Here is a 23,329-nt window from a genome sequence, read left to right as displayed (position 1 = left end):
CCCGCCGCTTAGCATCGACCGGATATGAACTTGGCTGCAACGACCGAAGACACGTCCAAACTGCTCTCGAACGCGTTCACGGACTTCGTCGACACCTGGCAGGCGCCGATCACGATCGTCATCACGATCATCGCCGCGATCATCCTCCGACTGATCCTGCGCCGGATGATCAAGCAGGTCGTCGACCGGATCGTGAACGGCGTCAAGAAGCGCCAAGGAGCCGCTGACACCCAGGCCCTCATCGCGTCGCCCGTGCAGACGGCTCGGGTCGTCCAGCGCACCCGGACGCTCGGCAGCGTCCTCGAGAACCTCGCCACCGTGGTCGTGGTCGCGATCGCACTCGTCATCATCGCCACTGCCGTGTGGAAGGGCGCCGCGGTCGGCATCGTCGGCGGTGCGTCCCTCGTCGCCGCCGGCCTCGCCGTCGGCGCCCAGTCGATCGTCAAGGACCTGCTGTCCGGCGTCTTCATGATCCTCGAGGACCAGGCCGGCGTCGGTGACGTCGTCGACACCGGTCAGGCCACGGGCGTCGTCGAGAACGTCGGGCTGCGCGTCATGCAGATCCGCGACGTGAACGGGATCCTGTGGTTCGTGCCGAACGGCCAGATCCTGCGCGTCGGCAACCTGTCGCAGGGCTGGTCGCGCGTGCTCGTCGACATCACCGTGCCCTACGACACCGACATCGACGCCGTGCAGGACGCCCTGCTCAAGGCTGCCGTCACGATGTCGCAGGAGTCCCGCTGGCGGCAGCGGGTCGTCGAGAAGCCCGAGATCTGGGGCCTGCAGTCCATCACCGACGCCGGCATGGTCTTCCGCCTGGTCGTGAAGACCCGCGCGTCCGAGCTCGACGTCGTCGGCCGGGAGCTCCGCACCCGACTGAAGCACGCCGTCGACGAACTCGGCATCACCCTGCCCGCGATGGCGATGATCATGCCCGAGGGCTGGGAGAACGCCACCTCGATCAACGGCCTGCGCACCGTCCGGACCCAGCCGACGCCGGCACCCACCAAGCCCCGGCGGACCAAGCGCAACATCCTCGGGCAGCCGATCCGCACGGACGACCCCGACAGCGGGAAGGACCCCCGATGATCGACCCCACACCCCCGAGCGGCACGGGCGGGCCCGGAGCACGCGGCTCGCTCGGCATGCCCGGCTCGTCCAGCGCCGTCGGCGTCCCGGCCCAGCCGATCACTCTGCGCGTCGGGGAGCACGGCGCCTCGGCCACGGGGTCGCTGTACGAGCGGATCGGCGGCGCCCCCACCTTCGACCGGCTCGTCCGTCGCTTCTACGAGGGCGTGCAGCAGGACGAGGTCATCTGGCCGATGTACCCGGCCGACGACCTCGAGGGTGCGATCTGGCGCCTCTCCGCCTTCCTGCAGCAGTACTGGGGCGGCCCGGGCACCTACAGCGAGCAGCGCGGGCACCCCCGCCTGCGGATGCGGCACAACCCGTTCCGCATCACGTCCGAGGCCCGGGAACGCTGGCTCCACCACATGCACGAAGCGGTCGAGTCGCTCGAGCTCGCGCCCCTGGACGAAGCCGAGCTCTGGGGCTACCTCGACCGCGCTGCCCACGCGATGACGAACACCTTCGACTGACGCGCGCCGGGCGCGACACCGGCGCGGTGGACGCCGCCCGTGGCGGACGGGAGGCCCGTGGCGGCGTCGCCACGGGCCTCCCGTCCGCCGGTCCCCGCGTTCTCGTGCCCGCGGGACGCCGGCGTCTTCGGACAGCGCGTCTCAGCGCACGTACGAGCCGGAGGCGAGGTCCTCGACCAGGGACGGCCGTGACGGACGCCAGCCGAAGGTCGACCGGGCGTGTGCGCCGGACGCCTCCTGGTGCAGCAGCAGGGCGTCGGCGTACTCCCGCCCGAGTCGTTCGCGGCTCGCGTCGACGCTCTCGGGGACGACCGGTGCACCGTGGGACCCGGCCTCGGCTACCTCTCGGACGGTCAGATTGTCCCCGGTCGCGGCGACGATGTACCCGTCGGGCTCGCCGCGGTGCAGCGCGAGGACGTAGAGCTCGCCGAGGTCGTCGACGTGCACCGTCGTCCACCGCTGGGAGCCGTCGCCCACCAGCCGCACCGGCTGCTCGCCGTCGCTGACGAACATCGCCGGGATGCCGGCGCCGCGCCCGTACACGATGCCGGGCGCGACGATGGTGCTCCGCACGTCGCTCTCCCGCAGCAGGGCCTCGTTCGGCCCGCGCCAGGCGGTCAACGCCGGCGGGTCGATCGGCGACTGCTCGGAGATGTCCGTCGAGTCGCCGAAGGTGAAGATCCCACCGGTGTGCACGAACGGCTTCGGCGTGCCGCCCAGGGCACCGATCGCGGTGCGGATGAAGCCCGGGTCGACGCCCGGCGCCGATGCCGTGTGGACCACACCGTCGCTCTCGTGCAGCAGCCGTTCGACGACGTCGGTGTCGGTGACGTCGCCCACCAGGGCACGGCCACCGGCGTCACGGACGTGCTGGGCCTTCTCGTCGGACCGGACGAGCGCTGTGACCTCGTCGCCGCGGGCCACGAGGGAGCGGAGGACGGAGGAGCCGATGTAGCCGGACGCACCGGTGAGGAAGACGTGCATGCGGCCAGCCAACCACGGTGGCCCGGCGGCGTCGCGGTCGTCGTCGCCGTCGTCGTCGTCGTCGTCCCTAGGAGCTCAGGGTCCAGGCGCGGCGCTTGACGAGCACGTGGCCGCGCGAGGTCGTGAGTCGGCTCCACGGACCCGTCTCGAACAGACGGACCGGGTCGTGCCCGAGGAACCCGAGGCTCTCGCCCGCGAAGCCGGCACCGGCGGGCAGGTGTTCGACGCCGGGGACCGGTCGGCCCCAGACCTCGGCACGGATCCGTCGGACGATGGCCTCGCCCGCGTTGGACGGCACGGCGTCGGCGACCTCGGCGATGCCGTCGCGGGTGGCTCGGCGGAGGAGTTCCGGTGAGACGTCCGGCAGCGGGACCCAGCCACCGCGGGGCGGGGAGATGGCCGCCCACGTCACGGTGTGCACCTCGTGCGGCAGCTCGACCTCGATCGGGGTGGCCCGCGTCGGGTCGGCACCCTCGGCGCGCTCGGCGTCCTGCGCCTCGGCCAGCAGGCGGAGGCGCTCGAGGAGCGACTGCAGCGGGACCACGGTGTCGATCGACGCGGGCTCGGTGAGCGAGAACGTGCGGAGACCGAGCACCGTCGGCAGTTCGTCGAGCAGCCCGAGCGGGTAGAGGATCGCCGTGTAGACGGCCAGGACGCCGGAGTCGGCGATGAGCCGGACCGAGCCGTCCTCGATCCGAGCGGCACGCCCGAGGTACGTGCGGAGGTCACCGAGTGAGGCGGCGTCGGGAAGCGTGAACGAGTTGCCCATGTCGTCCCCGATCCTACCGGCCATCGGGACCGCGCAGCCTGGGCGCGACGACCTGCGACGGCGGCGGGCAGCCGTTCGTAGACTGCACAGCGTGAACGGCGAACCCGACTTCCTGCGGACCCTGCGACTCGAGGACACCGGCGCGAGCACGGGCGAGACGATCCTGACCGGCGCCAGCCACTGGTCACCCGGCGGACGGGTGTTCGGCGGCCAGGTCCTGGCACAGTGCATCGTCGCCGCGCAGCGCACGATCGAGGGACGCGACGTCCACTCGATGCACGGCTACTTCCTGCGGCCCGGCGACATCGACGTGCCGATCACCTTCGGCGTCGAGCGCATCCACGACGGCCGGTCGTTCGCGGCCCGACGCGTGCAGGCGTACCAGCGCGGTGTCCCGATCTTCTCGATGATCGCGTCGTTCCAGGTGCCCGACACCGGCATCGAGCACCAGGACCCGTACCCGGTGGACACCCCGGACCCGGAGTCCCTGCCGTCGGCCGCGTCGATCCTGTCCGCGATCGACCACCCGGTCGCACGTGCCTGGGCCGCTCGGTCCATCGACCTGCGACACGTCGAGGGACCGGTGTTCGTCGATGTGCAGGGCGAGCACGTGCCGCACCAGGCGGTCTGGTTCCGGGTGCAGGGCGACCTGCCGGAGGACCCGGCGCTCCACCGTGCGGTGCTCGGGTACGCGAGCGACCTGTCCATCCTCGAGCCGATCATGCGGCGGCACGGCGTCGCGTGGGGCACCAAGGGGGTCAAGAGCGCGAGCCTCGACCACGCCATGTGGTGGCACCGCGACGGTCGCGCCGATGAGTGGATCCTGTACACGCAGGAGTCCCCGAGCGCGCAGGGCGGCCGGGGACTCGCGTTCGGCCGGATGTTCTCCCGTGACGGCAAGCTGCTGGCCACCGTCGCCCAGGAGGGCATGATGCGGGTGCCTACGGCCGGCTGAACTGCACCGGTTCCTCGAGGTAGCGCTCGCACGCAGCGCGCTCGGTGTCGGTCAGCCGACGCGGACGGTTCGTCGCCGCGTCGACCATCACGAGTGCGGTCGTCGCCCGTGTGTACAGGACGGCAGGGTGATGCCCCGCCGGCGACCAGACCTCGTACGAGACGTCGATGCTCGCACCCCCGAGCCGCCCGATCCACATCTGGATGTCGAGCGGCTGACGGAGGTACGGGATCGACGCCAGGTACTCGAGGCGCTGGCCCGCGATCACCGTCATGGTGCCCGAACCGGGCCGACCGTCGATGATCGGCTCGGGCAGGCCGCCGTCCGGGTCCTCACCCGGGTCCGCACCCCAGAACCCCACGATGCGCGCTTCTTCGAGCAGGCGCAGCATCGCGGAGTTGTTGACGTGACCGTAGGCGTCGATGTCGCTCCACCGCATGCGGATGGGAGCGTGCAGTCTCGCCACGAGGGTCAGTCGCGGGTGAGCTTGCGGTACGTCGCGCGCCCGGGCTTCGCGGCATCGGCGCCGAGGCGCTCGATCTTGTTCTCCTCGTAGGCCTCGAAGTTGCCCTCGAACCAGTACCAGTTCGGCGTGCCGTCCTCGTTGAGGCCCTCCCACGCCAGGATGTGCGTGGCGATGCGGTCGAGGAACCACCGGTCGTGGGTGATGACCACGGCGCAACCGGGGTACTCGAGCAGGGCGTTCTCGAGGCTGCCGAGCGTCTCGACGTCCAGGTCGTTGGTCGGCTCGTCGAGGAGCAGCAGGTTGCCGCCCTGCTTGAGCGTCAGCGCCAGGTTCAGACGGTTGCGCTCACCACCGGACAGGATGCCGGCGCGCTTCTGCTGGTCCGGGCCCTTGAACCCGAACTGCGACACGTAGGCGCGGGACGGGATCTCGGTCTTGCCGACCTGGATGTAGTCGAGTCCGTCCGACACGACCTCCCACAGGTTCTTGTTCGGGTCGATGCCGCCGCGGGTCTGGTCGACGTAGGAGATCTGGACGGTGTCACCGATCTTCAGCGTGCCGCCGTCCAGGGGCTCGAGGCCGACGATCGTCTTGAAGAGCGTGGTCTTGCCGACACCGTTCGGGCCGATGACGCCGACGATGCCGTTGCGGGGCAGCGTGAACGACAGGTCGCCGATGATGACGCGCTCACCGAACTGCTTGCGCAGGTGCTCGGCGTCGATGACCTGCGAACCCAGACGCGGGCCGACCGGGATCACGATCTCCTCGAAGTCGAGCTTGCGGGTGCGCTCGGCCTCGGTGACCATCTCCTCGTAGCGGGCGAGACGGGCCTTCGACTTCGCCTGGCGGCCCTTCGTGTTGCTCCGGACCCAGTCGAGCTCCGAGGACAGGCGCTTCGCGAGCTTGGCGTCCTTCTTGCCCTGGACCTCGAGGCGAGCGCGCTTCTTCTCGAGGTAGGTCGAGTAGTTGCCCTCGTACGGGTACAGGCGGCCGCGGTCGACCTCGGCGATCCACTGGGCGACGTGGTCCAGGAAGTACCGGTCGTGGGTCACGGCGAGGACGGCACCGTGGTACTGCTGCAGGTGCTGCTCGAGCCAGAGCACGCTCTCGGCGTCGAGGTGGTTGGTGGGCTCGTCGAGGAGGAGCAGGTCGGGCTTCTGGAGCAGCAGCTTGCAGAGCGCGACGCGGCGCTTCTCACCACCGGACAGGTGCGTGACGAGTTCGTCCCCCGGGGGGCACTGCAGCGCGGCCATCGCCTGCTCGAGCTGGGAGTCGAGGTCCCACGCGTCGGCGGCGTCGATGTCTTCCTGCAGCGTGCCCATCTCGGCCAAGAGCGCGTCGAAGTCGGCGTCCGGCTCGGCCATGAGCGCCGAGATCTCGTTGAAGCGCGCGAGCTTGCCGTGGATCTCGCCCACGCCTTCCTGCACGTTCTCGAGCACGGTCTTGCTCTCGTCGAGCTCCGGCTCCTGCATGAGGATGCCGACGCTGAAGCCCGGCGTGAGCTTCGCCTCGCCGTTGGACGGCTGGTCGAGACCCGCCATGATCTTCAGGATCGTCGACTTGCCAGCACCGTTCGGTCCGACGACGCCGATCTTGGCACCGGGGAGGAACGACATCGTGACGTCGTCGAGGATCAGCTTGTCGCCGACCGCCTTGCGGGCGCGGACCATCTGGTAGATGTACTCAGCCATATCCCGATGAGTCTACTGAACCCGGCCCCCTGCCGGAACGCGCACAAGGGGTGTTGCATCGGCGCACTTCGACGTACCGTTGCCTCGCCTTCCACCAGAGGCCTCGTCGTCCACACGGAGATCAGGATCAGGGACATGCCCACAACACGAATCCGCCGGCTCGCGCTCCCCCTCGTCGGAGCGGTCGCACTCGCAGTCGGCCTCGTCGCACCCACCGGCGCGACGGCCTCGGCAGCCACCGTCGCCCCGCACGGCACACCGTTGGTCGAGTACACCGCCGACATCACCGAGGGCGGGGCCGGGACCGGGTACTCGTCGTACATCAACGTGCACGACGCGTACAACAACGCGTTCTCCGTGGGGATCCAGTCCGACAAGGGGTCCACCGTGAGCAAGGGGGCGCCGCGGTTCATCTGGGAGCGCGTGCAGAACGGCAAGTTCACGTACGGCTACCTCGGCCCGGCGACCCACAACGTGACCCCGGTCGGACTCCGCTTCTACCCGAACAACGTCGGGACCTTCTTCGCGAACGGCCACACGATCGCGGCGGTCGGCCTGAACCTGAAGGGGCGCCTGTTCTTCAACGTCGAGGGGAACGGCCGCCTGAACGGCGACGTCGTCCACTCGTCGATGCGCAACGTGAAGATCACGGTGCGCAACAAGCCCGGCGTGAGCGGCCTGCAGGGCAAGTGGAACACGAACTTCTCGTTCCACGGTCTGAAGGCACGCCAGGTCAACTCGCCGGCGGTCCAGGGAGCGACGTTCTGGGTGGACGGCCGTGTGAGTGGCCTGCCGAAGGGCGGCAACTGGGACACGACCGAAGTGGCGGGCATCGGCATGATCACCCAGCGCTGGTGACCGTCGGACACTGATCCGCGGGACGGGCATCACGCGGCCGGACGCTCGTGCTCCTCGGGTACGTCCAAGTCACGCAGGCCGTCGACCGGCCCGGCGTCGTCGAGATCGTGGTCGTGTTCGTCGTCCCGATCGACGTGGTCGGGCTCGACGTGATCGACCGGCTCCTCGCCGTCTGCCCGGGCCTGGTCGTGCCCAGGAGCGGACCCGGGTTCGTCCGGGGTCGGGCCGCGTACCTCCCCGGTCCGGGGGTCGACGTCCGCGGTGGCACCCGGCGTCACCGCCGAGTCCGAGGTGTGTCGAGGCACCTTGACCCAGTTGCTGATCCCCCACGCCAGGTCGTGCCCGATGCCGTCGGCGTCGATCTCGACCGAGGTCCCACCCCGACCGTCGCGTTCCCACGTGCGGATGCGGACCCGGCCGGCGACGACGATCCGGTCACCCTTCTTCAGGGACTTGAACACGTTCGACGCGAGCGACCGGAACGCGGTGACGGTGTACCAGTTGGTCGCGCCGTTGACCCAGGCGGCGGTGGCCCGGTCCCAACGGCGTGAGGGCGACGCGAGTCGGAGACTCGTGATGGCGATGCCGGTCTCGGTGACGAGGTGCCGGGGCTCGGTGGCGACGATTCCGCAGACGGTGATGATGTCGTTCATGCGTCGATCGTCACGGAGCCCGGGGCCGCGTCAGCGGCCCCGGGCTCGATCTGTGGCGTGTGGATCCGATCAGGCAACCTGTGGAGGACGAGTCCCCCGGGCCTCCTGGACAGACCCGCTCAGTGTGCTCGGAACTCGGGCCGGGCAGCCAACGGTCCGAGCGCGGCGTGGACCGCACCCTTCGCGGACTCGAGGGACGGGTAGGGCCCGCCCGCCCGTCGGCGTCCGTAGAGCTCGACCTCGAAGCCGTCCGCCGCACGGTGGATGCTGCCCACCGCTCCGGCCGGACCGATGGCGACCCAGGTTCCCGTGTTGTCCGTCATGTTCGAACCACCTCCTTGTGGCCCTGCCGCCCCGGGGTCAGGACGCCAGGATGTACTGACTGTAGGCCTTCCGGACCTTGTTCACCTTGGGCAGCGCGACTGCGAGGCAGTAGCCCTGGCCGGGGTTCTTCGCGAAGAAGTCCTGGTGGTACTCCTCGGCGCGGTAGAACGTCGAGAGCGGCTCGATGGTGGTGACGATGCCGCCGTCCCAGATGTCGGATGCTCGCTCGACGGCCCGTTCGAACACCTCGCGCTGCGCGTCGTCGGCCGGGAACATCGCCGAGCGGTACTGCGTGCCGACGTCGGCGCCCTGACGGTTCAGCTGGCGGGGGTCGTGCAGCGTGAAGAAGACGTCCAGGATCACGTCGGCCGGGATCACCGACTCGTCGAACGTCACGGCGACCGCCTCGGCGTGCCCCGTCGTGCCGGTGCACACCAGTTCGTAGGAGGGCTCTTCGACCTGCCCGCCGACGTAGCCGGACACCACGTCCTGCACCCCCTGGAGCGTGCGGTACACGGCGTCGAGACACCAGAAACATCCACCTGCGAGCACGAACGTGGTCATGGCCACTCCCTCTCTCCGGGCCGCCGATGCAGCAGCCTCGTTCCTCCACAACAGTGTGCGCGGAGACCCTGTTCCCCAGATCTGCTGGCACCCCTCGGCGTGTCGGTGGTCCCCCGTAGCGTCGGCACCACACCGACCAGGAGGCCAGCGATGCAGACCATCACCGAACCCGCACTGCGGATCCGCACCGTCCCGCTGGCCCGCGCCCGGGGCGACTACCGGATCCTCGACGTCCGCGACGACCTGAGCCGGGTCACCCGGGCCAACGGCGAGATCGTCGGGTACGTCGACCGCATCGACGTCGCCGGTGACACCGCGTACCGTGCCCGCCGGTACGTCGCGACCGAGCGCCGGTTCGTCGAGCTGCCGAGCGTGTGGTCCGCCGACGACGCCGTGGACACCCTGCGCTGGTCATGATGTTCCAGATTGGAATCATCTGCGATGGGATGCACGGAACGCCGTCCGGCGTCCCCGACGCCTGACCGTTCCGTGGGTATGGTGCGCGCATGGACTGGTGGAACGACCTGACCGACTGGACTTCGTCCGACACGGGTTGGCGGGTGCTCTCGGGCGCTGTGATCCCTTTCGTCGCCATCGTCGTGGCGGGCGTCATCGCGGCGCTCATCGGGCGCAGCGCGACCAAGCGGGTCGTGGCGCTGCAGGAGCGCGAATCGAAGAACGCGGCCGTGGCCGCGATCCTGACGGCTGCGCGCAAGGCAGCTGCGTGGGGATCGCTCGGGCACGACGAGCGGGCTTACGCCGACCACCTCGCCGAGGACGCCGACATCCGGCTGCGCCTGCTCCCCGTGCAGGGTGCGCCACTGGCCGCCAACTGGGCACAGCACGAGATCGCCGACATCAAGAAGAACTCGTCGACGTTCAGCTTCCAGGCCGACCAGTCCCTCGCCGAGTTCCGTGACCGCCTGCTCGACTGGCAGTCGCGACCGAACCGTGCGCGCAAGCTCTTCAAGGCCGACCTCGAGCGCTGGAAGTTCGAGTCGCCGGACCCCGACGCCGACCTGATCAAGCGGCAGCAGGACTGGAACGCCGACCAGGCCGAGGCCCCACGCACGCAGGCGCAGGCAAAGGCCCCGGCCGCTCCCGCCGAGCGTCCCACCCCGACGACGACCTCGCTGCGTCCGGCGCAGCGCCCCACGTCCGCGCCGTCGACCCCTCCGGCGCCGGCCGCTGCTGCGCCCGGCGCTGCTGCACCCGGTGCGGCGTCAGCCGGTGCTGCGTCAGTCGGTGCTGCCGGCGGGACGACCCCGTCGTTCTCGGTGAACCGCGGTGCGGGCACGAACCCGAACCGCGGCAACGCCGACCCGAACGCCACACGCTCGTTCGGTGACAACACCACCCGCGTCTACGGCGACGACGAGGCTGCACCACCGGTCCGTCCGGCGCTCGGTACCCCGACCTCGCCCTTCCGCTCCGCCCAGGGCCGCGGCACGGACGACACCGAGGTCGTGGACGACGACAGCGCCACCCGAGCCTTCGGCGACTCCGACCGCGCACCGCGGAACGACCGTCCGTCCTCGTCCGACCGCCCCGTCGCGACGCCCACCGCAGCCGACGCACACGTCAATCGAGCACCCGCGAACGACGTCCCGCCCGCCTCGGCGCCCCGGGTCGACACCCCCGGCGCGACGAACACCACGTCCGTCCCGACCCGCCTGAACCAGGCCCCCGCAGAGCCGGCCGACGCGAACGAGACGTCGGAGGCGCCGTACACGCAGCCGATCAGCGCCGCCGAACTCCGGCGCCGCGCCGCGGACGACGACGAGTAGTAGCCAGCACGACGAGTAACAGCCACCACGACGAGAACAGGGCCGCCATCCGGAGAGGATGGCGGCCCTGTTCGTCTTCGGCGCCCCCGGCAGGAATCGAACCCGCGGCACGGTGGGTAGAAACCACCTGCTCTATCCACTGAGCTACGGAGGCGAGCAGCGTCGATTGTAGCGGCGAGCGGCCCTCAGACGCTCGATGCACACCCCGCCGCGTCGCCGTGACCGGGCTCGGCGGTCGCCCAACGGTCGGCCGCCGTCTGCTCCCCGTTCCCCTCCGCGACACCCACGCTTCGTAGCGTCCGGAGCATGCGCACCACCGGTTCCGTCCTCGCCGTCGTGCCCGCACGCGCCGGGTCGAAGGGGATCCCCGGCAAGAACCTCCGCACGGTCGCGGGTCGTTCGCTGGTCCGTCGAGCGGTCGAATCGGCACGACGTGCCACGCGCATCGACGGGGTGGTCGTCACGACCGACGGTGACGCCATCGCCGCCGAGGCGGTCGCCGCCGGTGCCGCCGTGGTCCGCCGTCCGGCCGAGCTCGCGGGGGACGAGGCGTCCTCGGAGTCCGCCCTGCTGCACGTCCTCGACGCGATCAGCACCCCGCTGCCCGAAGTCCTCGTCTTCCTGCAGGCGACCTCGCCGTTCATCGACCCGGCGGACCTCGACGCCGCCGTCGCGCGCGTGGTCGACGGGCACGCCGACGCGGTGTTCGCCGCCGCCCCGTCGCACGCGTTCCTGTGGCGGACCGCCCCGGACGGCACGGCGGTCGCGGTGAACCACGACGCTGCGACCAGGCCCCGTCGGCAGGACCGCGAGCCCGAGTACCGCGAGACCGGCGCCTTCTACGTGATGCGGACGGCGGGGTTCCTCGAGAACCGGCACCGGTTCCACGGCCGCGTCGAGCTGGCCGTCGTCGACGGTGCCGGCGCGATCGACGTCGACGACGAGGCCGACCTGGCCCTCGCCGAAGCGCTGGCCGGCGCGCTGACCGACTTCACGGCAGACGAACGCGTCGGCGCCGCGGCCCCAGCACCCACCACGACCCGAGACCCATCCCCGACGCGGGCCACCCCCGCACCGAACGGAGCACCATGACCGTCACCATCGGTACGTCCACGATCGGCGCGGGCCACCCCGCGTACCTCATCGGCGAGATCGGCCTCAACCACAACGGCGACGTCGACATCGCGAAGCAGCTCGTCGACGTCGCTGCCGACGCGGGCCTGCAGGCCGTGAAGTTCCAGAAGCGCACCCCCGCGATCTCCACGCCGGAGCACATGAAGAACACCCCGCGCAGCACCCCGTGGGGCGACATGACCTACCTGGAGTACCGCTACCGCGTCGAGTTCGACCGCGACCAGTACATCGAGATCGGTGACCACGCGACCCTCCGCGGTCTCGACTGGTTCGCGTCGCCGTGGGACGAGCCGTCGGTCGACTTCCTCGAGGACCTCAACGTCGTCGCCTACAAGATCGCCTCGGCGTCGGTCACCGACCTCGGCTTGCTCGCCGCCGTCGCCGCGACCGGCAAGCCCGTCATCCTGTCGACGGGCATGTCCACGCTCGAGCAGATCGACGCCGCCGTCGAGGCCCTCGGCACCGAGCGACTCGTCCTCATGCACGCGACCTCGACCTACCCGCTGCCGGCCGAGGAGGCGAACCTCCGCATGATCGACACCCTCGCCCACCGGTACGCGGGCGTCCCTGTCGGGTACTCCGGCCACGAGCCCGGCCTGCAGATCTCCATCGCCGCCGTCGCCCTCGGTGCCACGGCCGTCGAACGGCACATCACGCTCGACCGCACGATGTGGGGCTCCGACCACGCCGCATCGCTCGAGCCGCACGGCCTGAAGACGCTCGCCCGCGACCTCCGCATCATCGAGACCGCCCTCGGCGACGGCGTGAAGCGCATCTTCCCCGGCGAGCAGGCACCGCTCGCGAAGCTGCGTCGCGTCGGCGCGTGAGCGCATGCAGTCCCCATCCGACCGCCGGCGAGCAGGCACCGCTCGCCAAGCTGCGTCGCGTCGGCGCGTGAGCGCATGCAGTCCCCATCCGACCGCCGGCGAGCAGGCACCGCTCGCGAAGCTGCGTCGCGTCGGCGCGTGAGCGCATGCAGTCCCCATCCGACCGCCGGCGAGCAGGCACCGCTCGCCAAGCTGCGTCGCGTCGGCGCGTGAGCGCATGCAGTCCCCATCCGACCGCCGGCGAGCAGGCACCGCTCGCGAAGCTGCGTCGCGTCGGCGCGTGAGCGCATGCAGTCCCCATCCGACCGCCGGCGAGCAGGCACCGCTCGCCAAGCTGCGTCGCGTCGGCGCGTGAGCGGCCCGGTCGACGGGACCAGCGCCCTGAGCGGGCCGGGTGACGGCGGCGGGCCGACAGACGGACTGGAGGCGCGCCTCCCGTCCGACGCGTCACCACGCGTCCGACGCGTGGTCGGCCTGGTCGACACCGACTCGTTCGCGAAGTGGGGCGCGCACCTGTTGGCGAGCGCCCCGGCGGACTGGGACCTGGAGCTGCGCACCGTGGCGACCCCGCGGTCAGCGAGTCCGAAGCAGCTGCGGTCGGCGTTCCGCGGGCTCGACCGGCGACTCGCCCACCTGCACCGCGAACCGCCCGCGCCGAAGGACGTCGACGCCGTCGTCGAGGAGCTCCGCCAGGACCCGCCGGACGCCGTCCTGGTGTCGTTGATCGGACCGGTGGCCGAACTCGTGATCGACGAGGTGCACCGGCGGATCCCGGACCGGCCGGTGCTGGTGTCGGGGCTGCCGGGGATCTCGTTCCCCTCGAAGTGGAAGGGCATCTTCTTCCGCGCCCGGGCCGACCTGTTCGTGCTGCACAGCCACCGTGAGGTCCGCGCGTACGAGGAGACGGCGCGCGACGGCGGCGTCGAGCCGCACTTCGCGCTCGCCACGTTGCCGTTCGCCCGGGGGTCCGGCGCGACCGGTGGTGCCGACGCAACCGACGCTGTCGGCGGTGTCGGCGGTGTCGGGCCGACCGTCCGCGACTCCGTCGTCTTCGCGGCGCAGCCGAGTGTGCCGTTCGAGCGGGCCGATCGGGCGATCATCGTGCGGTGGCTCGTCGAGACGGCACGGGCGCACCCGGAGTGGCGCGTCGTCATCAAGACGCGCGCGGCGGCCGGCGAGCACCAGACGCACCGCGAGGAGCACCCCTACCCGGACCTGGTACCGGCGGACGCGCCGACCAACCTCGTGGTGGAGAGCGGGCCGATGGCCGAGCACCTCGACCGCGCGGTGGCACTCGTGACGATCAGCTCGACCGCGGTGCTCGAGGCGGCGGCGCGGGGCGTCCCGGCTCTCACGCTGACCGACTTCGGCATCGGGCGGCACCTGATCAACGAGGTGTTCGTGGGGAGCGGCCTCGAGGGCGACGCCGTCAACCTGGTCGACGGACGGTTCGGTGTCGTCCGGCCGGAGTGGATGCGGGACAACTACTTCCACCCGGCCTCGGAGGACGACTGGCAGCACCGGCTGGTGGAGCTCATGGCCCGACGGGATGCCGGGGCCCTGGTGGACCGGGCGCCGGCTCGGCGGAGCCGCGGTGGGCTGCTGCGCCGCGCGTGGGAGCGGAAGAACGCCCTCGGCGGGGCGGATCGCAGCCCGCTCGGGCTGGTGGCGCTGAGCATCGGGGCGCCGATCAGGGGCGCGAAGCGTCTGGCGCGACGTGTGCGGGCGGTTGTCGATCCGCCGGCACCCGTCGTGGTGGCGGCGCCGACGTCGCAGCGCGCGGGGGTCCATCCGGAGGTCCGCGCCGCTGCACCCGCGCCGGGGGCCGCCGCCGGGGTGGCCGCTCGGGCGGCGGCTGCGGCTGCGGCTGCGGCGACCGCTCGTTCAGAGCGCCCTGGCCACCGCGAGCAGGAGTTGGTCGCGGGTCGGGACGCCGGGTGAACGGAAGACCTCGGTGCCGTCGTCCTGCCGCACGATGATCGTGGGCGTGGACCGGATACCGAGGTCCTCCGCGTCGTCGGGGTGTGCCGCCACGTCGCGTTCGGTCACGGTGAGCCCGGGAACGAGCGCCGAGGCCTCGGCCGACACCCGGCGGGCGGCGGCGCACGGCGCACAGAAGGCGGACGTCCAGAGGTCGAGCTGCATGTGGTCCTGCAACGCGGCGGGTGGGGGTTCTACTCCCGGTCGAACTCGCCGCTGCGGTCGCCGCGGTCCTGCAGGTCGTCCACCGGGTCGGACTCCTCCGGCTCGTAGGTGAACTCGACCGAGATCTGGTCGAGGACCTGGCGGGACTTGGTGGCGCGGTAGGTGAAGGCCGTCTGCAGGCCCTCGACGTCGGCGAACACCGTGACCTCGTCGTCCAGCGCGTCGCTCGTGGCGGTGCGGGTGTCGGTCGTGCCGTCGAAGGGGCCGCCGTGGAAGATCGCGGTGTACTCGTCGCCTTCGTGGATGGTGATGTCGCTCATGCCTCCCTTCTACCAGGCGGCGGCTGGTGCAGTCTGTTCGGGGCCGTCGTCGCTCGACTGCCCGCCGTTGCATTTTGCATAGCACGGCTATATAGTTCAACTATGGAAACACCGCGTGAGCAGACGATCGAGACCCTCCTCGTCTCCGTCAACCGCCTGATCCGCAGCGCCGTCCAGTCGACGGGCAACACCACGTCCGCCGCGGTCTGGCGCACGCTCGGCATCCTCGAGACCGACGAGCCACTGCGACTCGGCGAACTGGCCACCGCCTCCCGTGTGGCGCAGCCCACGATGACCCGACTCGTCGCCGGCATGCTCGCCGACGGCCTCGTCAGCCGCAGCGTCGACCCGGACGACTCCCGCGGGCAGCTCATCGAACTCACCGAGGCCGGACGCGAACGGCTCGCTTCCTGGCGCTCCACCCTCACCAGCACGGTCGGCCCGTTGTTCGCCGACCTGACCGACGACGACTGGGACGTCCTGCACCACGCGGCGAACCTGATCGCCCAGCGCACCCGGACAACCCCCAACGGAACGGAGATCCCCGCGTGAACGCCCACGCACCCGCCGGCCAGTCCGGCTCCATCCTCAAGCAGTCGTCCGCGGTCTGGGCGATCGCCTTCGCCTGCGTCGTCGCGTTCATGGGCATCGGCCTCGTCGACCCGATCCTCCCGGCGATCGCGGCGTCCCTGAAGGCGACGCCGGCGCAGACCGAGTTGCTCTTCACGAGCTACCTCGCCGTCACCGGTGTCGCCATGTTCTTCACCAGCTGGGTCTCCAGCCGCATCGGCGCGAAGCGCACCCTGCTCATCGGACTCGCCCTGATCGTGGTGTTCTCGGTGCTCGCGGCGACGTCGAACAGCGTGTGGAGCATCATCGACTTCCGCGCCGGCTGGGGCCTCGGCAACGCGCTCTTCATCTCCACCGCGCTCGCGACCATCGTCGGGGCGGCGTCGGGCGGCACCGCCTCGGCGATCATCCTGTACGAGGCAGCGCTCGGGCTCGGCATCGCCGTCGGCCCCCTCGTCGGAGGTCTGCTCGGCTCGGTGAGCTGGCGCGGCCCGTTCTTCGGCGTCACGACCCTGATGGCCGTCGCGTTCATCGCCATCGTCGCCCTGCTGAAGACCGGCAGCCTCGAGAAGCCCACGCCGACGAAGCTCTCCGCCCCCTTCCGCGCCCTGACCCGTCCGGCACTCGCAGCCCTCGCCGCGACCGCGCTGTTCTACAACATCGGCTTCTTCGTCCTGCTGGCGTACACGCCGTTCCCGCTCGGCTTCGGCGCGCTCGGGATCGGGTTCACGTTCTTCGGCTGGGGTGTCGGTCTCGCGATCACGTCGGTGTGGGTCGCCCCGATGCTCACCGCTCGGATGCGCCGGACGACCGTGCTGAAGGTCGCGCTGCCCCTGCTCGCGCTCGACCTGTTCGCCGCGGCCCTCGTCGTGCGCTCCCAGGTCGGCCTGATCATCTGCGTCGTCATCGGTGGTCTGGTGCTCGGTGTCCTGAACACCGTGCTCACCGAGTGCGTCATGGAGGCCACCGACCTCCCCCGCTCGGTCGCCTCGAGCGCCTACTCCGCCGTCCGGTTCATCGGCGGCGCCATCGCCCCGCCCGTCGCGACCCTGCTCGCCGACGCGTACTCGCCCTCGGCGGCGTACGTCTTCGCGGGCGCGTCCGTCGCGGTCGCCTTCGTCGTGATCCTCTGCACCACGAGGGTCCTGCGCCGCGTCGACGACGGTGCCGAGCCGGAGCGCGTCGAGGCGGAGGCCATCACCGCCGGCGACATGGCCTAGCCACGGGCAAGTGCGCCCTCCACCCGCGCCACGCTTCCCTGCTTCCCCACTTCCCCACTTCCCCGCTTCCCCACGAACGGGCGAAATGCCGGAGTGTCCCCCTTGGGCACGTCGGCATTTCGCCCGTTCGTGCGTCCGCGAGCTTCCCCCACGCGGGTTCTCTCCCCCACGCCCCCCTCCTTCCCCTCGCGAGCGGGCGAAATGCCCGGCTTCGTCCGCAGGGCGACTCGGGTATTTCGCCCGTTCGCGCGGTCGGCTCACGGTCGGCCGGAGCGGTGCGGCAGGCGGGGTGGAAGCGACGACCTGGAGGCGCGGGGGCGGCCTGCCGGGGTCGCGGCGAGCCTCCAGGCGGTCGCCTGCGGTGCTCGCGGCTCACGTGGCCGACGAGCGGGCGGAACATCCGGGGGTGTCCGCAGGGCGACCGCGACATTTCGCCCGCTCGGCTGGACGCCGGCGTGCGAAGGCGCAACCGGGGCGCCGCCGTCGGCGAGCGGGCGGAACACCACCGTCCGTCCGCCGGGTGACACGGCATTTCGCCCGCTCGCGGTGACGAAGCGGAGCCGGGTGGGATCGGTGCGGCAGACGGGGTGGAAGCGACAGCCTGGAGGCGCGGGGCGGCCTGCCGGGGTCGCGATGAGCCTCCAGGCGGTCGCCTGCACCGCATGCGGCTCACGTCCTGGACGAGCGGGCAGAACATCCGGGTGCGTCCGCAGGGCGACCGCGGCATTTCGCCCGCTCGCGGATCGGACGCGCGGATCGGCCTCGCGGAACTCACGGAACGGGCGGAACGCGCGGAACTCGCGGAACGGGCGACCGAGCACGACCGAGCACGGGCGAGCACGCGCGGGCGCGGTCAGCGCGGGCGCAACGGCACGTACGGGAGGCACGCAGCGCGGGAATAGGATCGAGGACATGGCAACCGCGAATGACCGCCTCGTCTGGATCGACTGCGAGATGACCGGCCTCGACCTCGAGGTCGACGAACTCGTCGAGGTGGCCGTGGTCATCACCGACTTCGACCTCGAGCCCGTGCACCCCGGATTCGACATCGTCATCAAGCCGGACCAGTCGGCGCTCGACAACATGAACGAGTTCGTGACGAACATGCACGTCACCTCGGGGCTCATCGAGGAGATCCCGAACGGCGTGAGCCTGGCGGAAGCCGAGTACCAGGTGCTCGAGTACATCCTCCAGCACGTCCCCGCCGAGGGCTCCGCCCCACTGGCCGGCAACACCATCGGCACCGACCGCGCGTTCCTGTCGAAGTACATGCCGCGGGTCGACGGGCACCTGCACTACCGCAGCGTCGACGTGTCGAGCATCAAGGAGCTCTGCCGCCGCTGGTTCCCCCGCGTGTACTTCAACGCGCCGGAGAAGCACGGTGGGCACCGGGCCCTCGCGGACATCCTCGAGTCGATCCGGGAGCTCGAGTACTACCGCCGCGCCGGCTTCGTCGCCGAGCCCGGCCCGAGCACGGACGACGTACGCGCCGTGCAGGCCGACGTCGTGGCGAAGTGGGAGTCACGGCTGGCGCAGCCCGCGGCCGAGTAGCGACACGGGTGGTCCGCGCCCCGTCCCGCATGTACTACTATTGAGTGGTCGCGCCGGTCAGCCGGTTCGAACATGGTGGATATAGCTCAGTTGGTAGAGCGCCTGGTTGTGGTCTAGGAGGTCGCGGGTTCGAGACCCGTTATTCACCCCGGTCGAGGGAGAGTCCTGTTGCGTGTGGCGCAACCGGGGCTCTCCCTCCGTGTTTGTCTGGGCACCTCCGGCGCCGTGCGGCTTCGCCGCGAGTGGTCAGCCGCGAGTGGTCAGCGCGGTGTGGGACGATCCCTGCGTGATGGAGATGTCCGCCGAAGCGTTCGAGCAACTCGTGACCGACGAACTCGACCTGCTACCCGACGAGATGGTCGACGGGCTCGACAACGTGGTGTTCGTCGTCGAGGACGAACCCGAGAACGGCGAAGAGCTGTTCGGCGTGTACGACGGCATCGCGGCCACCGAGCGCGGGCAGTACGGCTTCGGCGAGCTGCCCGACCGCATCGTGGTGTTCCGGAAGCAGCACCTCGCCGAGTGCGACACCGTCGAGGAGCTCAAGGACGAGGTGCACACCACCCTCGTGCACGAGATCGGCCACTTCTACGGCATCGACGACGAGCGGCTGCACGAGCTCGGCTGGGCGTAGCGAACCGAGTCTCGGCCAGCCGGACAGCACGCGGGCATCGGCGCCCACGAACTGTCCGCAGGGCCGAGACTCGGCACCACCCCCGAGCCGCCGCGCCCCTCAGAACCGGGTCGGCCCCACCTCGTGGTACTTCTCCCACGCTCCCACCGGCCCCCGCCCGTGCAGCGCGTACTCCCCCACCATCCGCTCCTTGTAGACCGCCGGGTTGTGCGACGCCACCACCCGGGCGTTCCGCCAGTGCCGGTCCAGCGCACGCGTCCGCTCGGCCGCGGACGCCCCGCCGACCTCGAACAGCTCGGACGCCGACCGCATCACCCGCGACCCGATCTCGATCTGCGCCTGGTACACGGCGTTCTCGGCAGCGTCGAGCACCACGCGGTCGACGCCGACCCCGGGCTCGTTCGTGGCGACGACCCCGTCGAGCAGTCCCGCGGCGGTGACGACGAGTGACCGGGCGGTGAACGCCCCGGCCGACAGTCGCCCGAGCACCGCCAGCACCTGCGGGTCCTCCCCCGGCACGGCCGCGTTGGCGTGGATGTAGGTGCGGGTCCGTGGTCGCACGAAGGCCACGGCGTCGTCGGACACCGCCTGCCCGATCCCGGCGAGGACCGCCAGCAGGTACAGCTGGTAGAAGGCCTGGATGTGCGACAGCGGGGCGTCCCGGTACGCCGACACCACCGAAGGGTCGACCGACACCCCGTCGAACACGGTGGTGCCGGACGCGGTCAACCGCTGCCCGAACCCGTCCCAGTCGTCGATGCTCCTGACGCCCGGTGCGGAGGCGTCGACGGCGAACGTCACGCGCTCCCCGTCGCGGTCCGCCGCCAGGTAGATCCAGTCCGCGTAGAGCGTGCCGGTCGAGTAGAACTTCCGCCCGTCGAGGCGGAGGGAATCACCAGCAGGCGTCACCGTCGTCGAGATGTCAGCCAGGGTCGTCCCGGTCCGCTCCGAGGTCGCGTTCCCGACGATCGCGCCGCCGACGATCCGGTCGAGCCACTCGTCGCGTGACGCGGAGTGCGGCCGCAGCAGCACCAGTTCGGTGTACCCGAAGTGTCCGCGCCACAGGTGCGCGATGTTCGAGTCCGCCGCCGCCAGGTCCGCCACCAGGTGCGCGAGTTCGACCAGCGTCACCCCGAAGCCGCCGCGGTCCTCCGGCACGCGCAGCCGCCCGAACCCCGCGTCGGCGAGCGCCCGGACCTCGGCGTGCGGCAGCGGCCGGTCGCCGGGCCTCCCGGACGCGAGCTCACGCTCGACCGCGCCGTCGCGGATGGTGGCGAACACGGGCGCGAAGCGTTCGCGCAGGGTCGCCAGACGGTCGGCCGGGAGGCCCGTCACGGCTCCGTCGGTCGTCGTCGCCGGCGTCACGCGGGCACCTCCACCGCACGGGTCGCGTCGTCCGGGACGGTCGCCGGCGCGGTGGCGCCAGAGCCCCCCGAGAACGCCCCGCGCCACCGCCTGGCCGGGTGCGATCCCGGCAGCTGTGCGTGGCCGAAGAGCTTCTCGCGCAGGGTCCCCTCGCGGTACTCGGACTGCATCAGCCCGCGCTCCTGCAGGGTCGGCGCGATGTGGTCGACGAACTCCTCGTAGGAGCCGGGCAGCGTCCAGTTGATGACGTTGACGCCGTCGACGCCCACGCGCTGCCAGCCGGCGAGCTCGTCGGCGATCTGCTCCGGCGTCCCGACGACCCGGGCGCGGAGCTTCGCTGACAGGCGAGCCAGGTCGGCGATCGTCGGTTCGCGGTCCCCGGCGGCCTCGCGGAGCCACTGCAGGTGCGACTGCCCGGCGTGGGTGCGGACCTCGGAGAGCGGGGTGTCCGGGTCGAGGGGCTCGCCGGTGTCCGGGTCGAAGCCGAGGTTCGAGTGCACCAGGAACCCGTCGGCGGCCAGGTACTCGTCGATCTCCGCTTCCTTGGCCTTCGCCTCGGCCTCGGTGGAGCCGGTGACGAAGGTGAGGCCGAGGAAGAACGCGATGTCGTCCCGCTGCCGGCCGGCGGCCTCGGCCAGGTCACCGGTCTCGCGGATGAGCTGCTCGGTGGCGTCCCGGTTCGAGGTCAGGATGAACTGCGCCTCGGCGTTCCGGGCCGCGAAGGCCCGGCCGGCGGGGGACGACCCCGCCTGGAACAGCACCGGGGTCCGCTGCGGCGACGGTGCCGACAGGTGCGGGCCCTGCACGTCGTAGCGGGTGCCGTGGTGGTCGATGCGGTGCACCTTGTCGGGGTCGGCGTAGCCGCGGACGGGGTCCTTCAGCACGGCGCCGTCCTCCCACGAGCCCTCCCAGAGCTTCGCGCAGACCTCGAGGTACTCCTCGGCCCAGACGTAGCGCTCGTCGTGCTCCTCGAGCCGGTCGGCCCCGAAGTTCCGGGCGGCGCTGTCGAGGGCGCTCGTGACGACGTTCCAGCCGATGCGGCCCCGGGTGATGTGGTCGAGCGTGGAGACCTTGCGGGCGAAGTCGAACGGGTGCGCCTGGATGACGCTCGAGGTGAACGCGAGCCCGAGGTGCTCGGTCGACACGGCGAGCGCGGACAGCAGCACGGAGGGGTCGTTCGAGGGGATCTGCAGCCCCTCGCGCAGGTTGGTCGAGTAGTCGCCGCGACCGGGGCCGTAGGTACCGACGACGTCGGCGAAGAACATCGCGTCGAACTTGCCGCGCTCGAGGGTCCTCGCCAGGTCGGTCCACAGCGTCACGTCGTCGAAGTCCACCTGCCGGGCGTCGGGGTGCCGCCACAGGCCGTGCTGGATGTGCGAGGTCGTGTTCATGACGAAGGCCGCGAAGCGCAGCGGGCGGTTCGGTGCATCGCTCATGCGTCCCATCGTGGTCGGCGGGCACCATCCGACGACAGCGACGTGACCTCCCGTTACGCGCGGTGTTCCCCGCGGCCCTGGACGCGACCATGCTCCTGAGGCATGCCGAGCCAGACCACCGTCACCGCGCCTCCAGGCCGTCCCGCCGCACCGTCGACCACCGCGACCCGTCGTCGGGTCGCCCTCGCGTCGTTCGTCGGGACGACCGTCGAGTACTACGACTTCTACCTCTACGCGACGGCCTCGGCGCTGGTGTTCGCACCGACGTTCTTCCCGTCCGTGACGCCGGCCGTCGGGGTCATCGCGTCGTTCGCGACCTACGGCGTCGGGTTCGTGGCGCGGCCGCTCGGCGGCGTGATCGCCGGCCACCTGGGCGACCGGATCGGGCGGAAGAAGCTGCTCGTCGCCTCGCTGGTGCTGATGGGCATCGCGTCCACGCTGATCGGGGTGATCCCGTCCGCCGCGACCATCGGGGTCGGTGCCGTCGTGGCGCTCGTGTTCCTGCGGTTGCTGCAGGGCGTCGCGGCCGGTGCCGAGTGGGGTGGCTCGGCGCTGCTGTCCGTCGAGCACGCGCCGGAGCGGCACCGGGGGCTGTTCGGGGCGTTCACGCAGATGGGGTCGGCCGGTGGGATGCTCCTGGCGACCGGGGTCTTCACGCTCGTGCGGTCGCTGCTCGGCACCGAGGCGTTCCTGGCCTGGGGCTGGCGGCTGCCGTTCCTGTTCTCGGCGGTGATCGTGGCGGTCGGGCTCGTCATCCGACTCGGCGTGCAGGACGCCCCGGTGTTCCAGGAGCTGCGCGCCTCGGGTGGGGTCGAACGGTTCCCGGTGTGGCAGGCGATCCGGCAGCACCCGCGGTCGATCCTGGTGACGGCGGGCCTGCGCCTCGTGCAGCCGGCGCTGTACTCGATCCTGACGACGTACTCGCTGACCTACCTCGGCAACGTGCGCGGACCGGAGGGCTCGGACGCCGGGCTGCAGGCCGTGCTCGTGATCTCGGCGGTGTCGCTCGTGTCGACGCCGTTCTGGGGGTGGCTGTCGGACCGGGTCGGGCGGCGGGTGCTGACGATCTGGTCGGCGGTGGGCATCGCGGTGCTCATCTGGCCGTTCTTCGCGTTCCTCGACGCCGGGCCGCTCGTGCTGCTGCCGCTCGTGGCGCTGATCGGGATGTGCGTGTTCCACGACAGCATCTACGGGCCGCAGGCGGCGTGGTTCGCCGAGCAGTTCCCGACCGGGCGGCGGTACTCGGGGATGTCGCTCGGGTACCAGATCGGGTCGATCTTCTCGGTGGGGCTGACACCGCTGCTGGCCGCGGTGTTCGTGCAGCTCGGGGGCGGGTCGCCGTGGATCCTGTGCGGGTACCTCGGGGTGTACGCGGTGCTGACGATCGTGGCGGCGGTGTTCGCGGTGGATCCGCGGGCGGTGGCGCGGCGGGAGGCGCGGACGGGCGCGGGCGCGGGGGCTGTCTCTTATACACATCT

Annotated in this window: 25 protein-coding genes and 2 tRNA genes; 15 read left to right on the top strand and 12 right to left on the bottom strand. The window is 71.2% G+C overall.

Annotated features, from left to right (window positions below; genetic code table 11):
- Positions 1-24: 24 nt before the first annotated feature.
- Positions 25-1,089: a mechanosensitive ion channel family protein gene (locus DEJ30_RS04115; protein WP_110859179.1), complete on the top strand. Its 1,065-nt coding sequence runs from the start codon at positions 25-27 to the stop codon at positions 1,087-1,089.
- 56 nt (positions 1,090-1,145) lie between these two features.
- Positions 1,146-1,598, top strand: a complete 453-nt coding sequence (locus DEJ30_RS04110) for a globin (RefSeq protein WP_258369829.1) — start codon at positions 1,146-1,148, stop codon at positions 1,596-1,598.
- A 141-nt stretch (positions 1,599-1,739) separates the two neighbouring features.
- On the opposite strand, the gene DEJ30_RS04105 is transcribed toward DEJ30_RS04110, so the two are convergent.
- The gene (locus DEJ30_RS04105) at positions 1,740-2,582 is read right to left on the bottom strand and encodes an NAD-dependent epimerase/dehydratase family protein (protein WP_110859178.1); all 843 of its coding nucleotides are present in this window, start codon (positions 2,580-2,582) and stop codon (positions 1,740-1,742) included.
- Positions 2,583-2,649: 67 nt separating this feature from the next.
- Positions 2,650-3,351, bottom strand: a complete 702-nt coding sequence (locus DEJ30_RS04100; RefSeq protein WP_110859177.1) for a hypothetical protein — start codon at positions 3,349-3,351, stop codon at positions 2,650-2,652.
- Between the two features lie 91 nt (positions 3,352-3,442).
- Between DEJ30_RS04100 and DEJ30_RS04095 the strand changes: the two genes are divergently transcribed.
- On the top strand, positions 3,443-4,306 hold the full coding sequence (locus DEJ30_RS04095; RefSeq protein ID WP_110859176.1) for an acyl-CoA thioesterase II: 864 nt from the start codon (positions 3,443-3,445) through the stop codon (positions 4,304-4,306).
- Here DEJ30_RS04095 and DEJ30_RS04090 read toward each other — a convergent pair.
- Together DEJ30_RS04090 and ettA are read right to left on the bottom strand one after the other, a co-directional pair.
- A complete protein-coding gene (locus DEJ30_RS04090; RefSeq protein WP_110859175.1) occupies positions 4,293-4,745 on the bottom strand; it encodes a thioesterase family protein in 453 nt (150 codons plus the stop codon). The two genes, DEJ30_RS04095 and DEJ30_RS04090, sit on opposite strands and share 14 nt — an antisense overlap.
- A 32-nt stretch (positions 4,746-4,777) precedes the next feature.
- A complete protein-coding gene (ettA, locus tag DEJ30_RS04085) occupies positions 4,778-6,463 on the bottom strand; it encodes an energy-dependent translational throttle protein EttA (protein WP_071405516.1) in 1,686 nt (561 codons plus the stop codon).
- Between the two features lie 135 nt (positions 6,464-6,598).
- Here ettA and DEJ30_RS04080 point away from each other — a divergent pair, with 135 nt between their 5' ends.
- The gene (locus DEJ30_RS04080; protein ID WP_110859174.1) at positions 6,599-7,321 is read left to right on the top strand and encodes a hypothetical protein; all 723 of its coding nucleotides are present in this window, start codon (positions 6,599-6,601) and stop codon (positions 7,319-7,321) included.
- Positions 7,322-7,350: 29 nt separating this feature from the next.
- Here the strand turns inward: DEJ30_RS04080 and DEJ30_RS04075 are convergent, their stop codons facing one another.
- The 3 genes from DEJ30_RS04075 to msrA form a co-directional block, all read right to left on the bottom strand.
- Positions 7,351-7,974: a single-stranded DNA-binding protein gene (locus DEJ30_RS04075; RefSeq protein ID WP_110859173.1), complete on the bottom strand. Its 624-nt coding sequence runs from the start codon at positions 7,972-7,974 to the stop codon at positions 7,351-7,353.
- A 119-nt stretch (positions 7,975-8,093) separates the two neighbouring features.
- Positions 8,094-8,297, bottom strand: a complete 204-nt coding sequence (locus tag DEJ30_RS04070; RefSeq protein WP_017886045.1) for a hypothetical protein — start codon at positions 8,295-8,297, stop codon at positions 8,094-8,096.
- A 37-nt stretch (positions 8,298-8,334) separates the two neighbouring features.
- Positions 8,335-8,862 carry a peptide-methionine (S)-S-oxide reductase MsrA gene (gene msrA / locus DEJ30_RS04065; protein WP_110859362.1) on the bottom strand — a complete coding sequence of 176 codons (528 nt, stop codon included), beginning with the start codon at positions 8,860-8,862 and terminating at the stop codon, positions 8,335-8,337.
- 150 nt (positions 8,863-9,012) lie between these two features.
- Here msrA and DEJ30_RS04060 point away from each other — a divergent pair, with 150 nt between their 5' ends.
- Together DEJ30_RS04060 and DEJ30_RS04055 are read left to right on the top strand one after the other, a co-directional pair.
- A complete protein-coding gene (locus DEJ30_RS04060; protein ID WP_017886047.1) occupies positions 9,013-9,279 on the top strand; it encodes a hypothetical protein in 267 nt (88 codons plus the stop codon).
- Positions 9,280-9,368: 89 nt separating this feature from the next.
- Complete coding sequence (locus DEJ30_RS04055) at positions 9,369-10,649, top strand: hypothetical protein (protein ID WP_110859172.1); 1,281 nt, start codon at positions 9,369-9,371, stop codon at positions 10,647-10,649.
- An 81-nt stretch (positions 10,650-10,730) separates the two neighbouring features.
- Here DEJ30_RS04055 and DEJ30_RS04050 read toward each other — a convergent pair.
- Positions 10,731-10,803, bottom strand: a tRNA-Arg gene (locus DEJ30_RS04050).
- Positions 10,804-10,955: 152 nt separating this feature from the next.
- Here DEJ30_RS04050 and DEJ30_RS04045 point away from each other — a divergent pair.
- The 3 genes from DEJ30_RS04045 (at position 10,956) to DEJ30_RS04035 (ending at position 14,551) form a co-directional block, all read left to right on the top strand.
- The gene (locus DEJ30_RS04045) at positions 10,956-11,741 is read left to right on the top strand and encodes a cytidylyltransferase domain-containing protein (protein WP_110859171.1); all 786 of its coding nucleotides are present in this window, start codon (positions 10,956-10,958) and stop codon (positions 11,739-11,741) included.
- The gene (locus DEJ30_RS04040) at positions 11,738-12,610 is read left to right on the top strand and encodes an N-acetylneuraminate synthase family protein (RefSeq protein WP_110859170.1); all 873 of its coding nucleotides are present in this window, start codon (positions 11,738-11,740) and stop codon (positions 12,608-12,610) included. The genes DEJ30_RS04045 and DEJ30_RS04040 overlap by 4 nt, the downstream gene beginning before the upstream one ends.
- A gap of 351 nt (positions 12,611-12,961) precedes the next feature.
- Complete coding sequence (locus tag DEJ30_RS04035) at positions 12,962-14,551, top strand: DUF6716 putative glycosyltransferase (protein ID WP_146238489.1); 1,590 nt, start codon at positions 12,962-12,964, stop codon at positions 14,549-14,551.
- On the opposite strand, the gene DEJ30_RS04030 is transcribed toward DEJ30_RS04035, so the two are convergent.
- On the bottom strand, positions 14,495-14,755 hold the full coding sequence (locus tag DEJ30_RS04030) for a thioredoxin family protein (protein ID WP_110859168.1): 261 nt from the start codon (positions 14,753-14,755) through the stop codon (positions 14,495-14,497). The genes DEJ30_RS04035 and DEJ30_RS04030 overlap by 57 nt on opposite strands.
- Before the next feature lie 29 nt (positions 14,756-14,784).
- On the bottom strand, positions 14,785-15,075 hold the full coding sequence (locus DEJ30_RS04025) for a hypothetical protein (RefSeq protein WP_027464647.1): 291 nt from the start codon (positions 15,073-15,075) through the stop codon (positions 14,785-14,787).
- 102 nt (positions 15,076-15,177) lie between these two features.
- Here DEJ30_RS04025 and DEJ30_RS04020 point away from each other — a divergent pair, with 102 nt between their 5' ends.
- From DEJ30_RS04020 to DEJ30_RS03995, 5 genes are all read left to right on the top strand, one after another.
- Positions 15,178-15,627, top strand: a complete 450-nt coding sequence (locus tag DEJ30_RS04020; RefSeq protein WP_027464646.1) for a MarR family winged helix-turn-helix transcriptional regulator — start codon at positions 15,178-15,180, stop codon at positions 15,625-15,627.
- Positions 15,624-16,865 (top strand): MFS transporter, encoded by a 1,242-nt coding sequence (locus DEJ30_RS04015; protein ID WP_110859167.1) that lies wholly within the window; start codon positions 15,624-15,626, stop codon positions 16,863-16,865. Before DEJ30_RS04020 ends, DEJ30_RS04015 begins: the two co-directional genes overlap by 4 nt.
- A gap of 912 nt (positions 16,866-17,777) precedes the next feature.
- Complete coding sequence (gene orn / locus DEJ30_RS04005; RefSeq protein ID WP_110859165.1) at positions 17,778-18,416, top strand: oligoribonuclease; 639 nt, start codon at positions 17,778-17,780, stop codon at positions 18,414-18,416.
- A gap of 75 nt (positions 18,417-18,491) precedes the next feature.
- Positions 18,492-18,564 (top strand) — tRNA-His (locus DEJ30_RS04000).
- Between the two features lie 141 nt (positions 18,565-18,705).
- On the top strand, positions 18,706-19,050 hold the full coding sequence (locus DEJ30_RS03995; RefSeq protein WP_017886056.1) for a metallopeptidase family protein: 345 nt from the start codon (positions 18,706-18,708) through the stop codon (positions 19,048-19,050).
- 99 nt (positions 19,051-19,149) lie between these two features.
- Here DEJ30_RS03995 and DEJ30_RS03990 read toward each other — a convergent pair whose 3' ends face one another.
- Positions 19,150-20,385, bottom strand: coding sequence for an acyl-CoA dehydrogenase family protein (locus DEJ30_RS03990; protein ID WP_258369808.1), 1,236 nt, complete (start codon positions 20,383-20,385; stop codon positions 19,150-19,152).
- Between the two features lie 26 nt (positions 20,386-20,411).
- Positions 20,412-21,851, bottom strand: coding sequence for an LLM class flavin-dependent oxidoreductase (locus DEJ30_RS03985; RefSeq protein WP_110859163.1), 1,440 nt, complete (start codon positions 21,849-21,851; stop codon positions 20,412-20,414).
- A 102-nt stretch (positions 21,852-21,953) separates the two neighbouring features.
- On the opposite strand from DEJ30_RS03985, the gene DEJ30_RS03980 reads away from it, so the two are divergent.
- Positions 21,954-23,329: MFS transporter (locus DEJ30_RS03980; protein WP_110859162.1), on the top strand; the 1,376-nt coding region annotated here is incomplete at its 3' end.

Origin of the sequence: Curtobacterium sp. MCPF17_003 (assembly GCF_003224385.1) — a bacterium.
Lineage (GTDB): Bacteria > Actinomycetota > Actinomycetes > Actinomycetales > Microbacteriaceae > Curtobacterium > Curtobacterium flaccumfaciens.
Note: the sequence above shows the minus strand (reverse complement) of the source record. Positions and strands in the feature narration are given on the sequence as shown.

Coding starts and splice junctions, on each gene's coding strand:
- DEJ30_RS04115 (WP_110859179.1), top strand. CDS start 25: ATGAACTTGGCTGCAACGACCGAAGACACGTCCAAACTGCTCTCGAAC.
- DEJ30_RS04110 (WP_258369829.1), top strand. CDS start 1,146: ATGCCCGGCTCGTCCAGCGCCGTCGGCGTCCCGGCCCAGCCGATCACT.
- DEJ30_RS04105 (WP_110859178.1), bottom strand. CDS start 2,582: ATGCACGTCTTCCTCACCGGTGCGTCCGGCTACATCGGCTCCTCCGTC.
- DEJ30_RS04100 (WP_110859177.1), bottom strand. CDS start 3,351: ATGGGCAACTCGTTCACGCTTCCCGACGCCGCCTCACTCGGTGACCTC.
- DEJ30_RS04090 (WP_110859175.1), bottom strand. CDS start 4,745: ATGCGGTGGAGCGACATCGACGCCTACGGTCACGTCAACAACTCCGCG.
- ettA (WP_071405516.1), bottom strand. CDS start 6,463: ATGGCTGAGTACATCTACCAGATGGTCCGCGCCCGCAAGGCGGTCGGC.
- DEJ30_RS04080 (WP_110859174.1), top strand. CDS start 6,599: ATGCCCACAACACGAATCCGCCGGCTCGCGCTCCCCCTCGTCGGAGCG.
- DEJ30_RS04075 (WP_110859173.1), bottom strand. CDS start 7,974: ATGAACGACATCATCACCGTCTGCGGAATCGTCGCCACCGAGCCCCGG.
- DEJ30_RS04070 (WP_017886045.1), bottom strand. CDS start 8,297: ATGACGGACAACACGGGAACCTGGGTCGCCATCGGTCCGGCCGGAGCG.
- msrA (WP_110859362.1), bottom strand. CDS start 8,862: ATGACCACGTTCGTGCTCGCAGGTGGATGTTTCTGGTGTCTCGACGCC.
- DEJ30_RS04060 (WP_017886047.1), top strand. CDS start 9,013: ATGCAGACCATCACCGAACCCGCACTGCGGATCCGCACCGTCCCGCTG.
- DEJ30_RS04055 (WP_110859172.1), top strand. CDS start 9,369: ATGGACTGGTGGAACGACCTGACCGACTGGACTTCGTCCGACACGGGT.
- DEJ30_RS04045 (WP_110859171.1), top strand. CDS start 10,956: ATGCGCACCACCGGTTCCGTCCTCGCCGTCGTGCCCGCACGCGCCGGG.
- DEJ30_RS04040 (WP_110859170.1), top strand. CDS start 11,738: ATGACCGTCACCATCGGTACGTCCACGATCGGCGCGGGCCACCCCGCG.
- DEJ30_RS04030 (WP_110859168.1), bottom strand. CDS start 14,755: ATGCAGCTCGACCTCTGGACGTCCGCCTTCTGTGCGCCGTGCGCCGCC.
- DEJ30_RS04025 (WP_027464647.1), bottom strand. CDS start 15,075: ATGAGCGACATCACCATCCACGAAGGCGACGAGTACACCGCGATCTTC.
- DEJ30_RS04020 (WP_027464646.1), top strand. CDS start 15,178: ATGGAAACACCGCGTGAGCAGACGATCGAGACCCTCCTCGTCTCCGTC.
- orn (WP_110859165.1), top strand. CDS start 17,778: ATGGCAACCGCGAATGACCGCCTCGTCTGGATCGACTGCGAGATGACC.
- DEJ30_RS03995 (WP_017886056.1), top strand. CDS start 18,706: ATGGAGATGTCCGCCGAAGCGTTCGAGCAACTCGTGACCGACGAACTC.
- DEJ30_RS03985 (WP_110859163.1), bottom strand. CDS start 21,851: ATGAGCGATGCACCGAACCGCCCGCTGCGCTTCGCGGCCTTCGTCATG.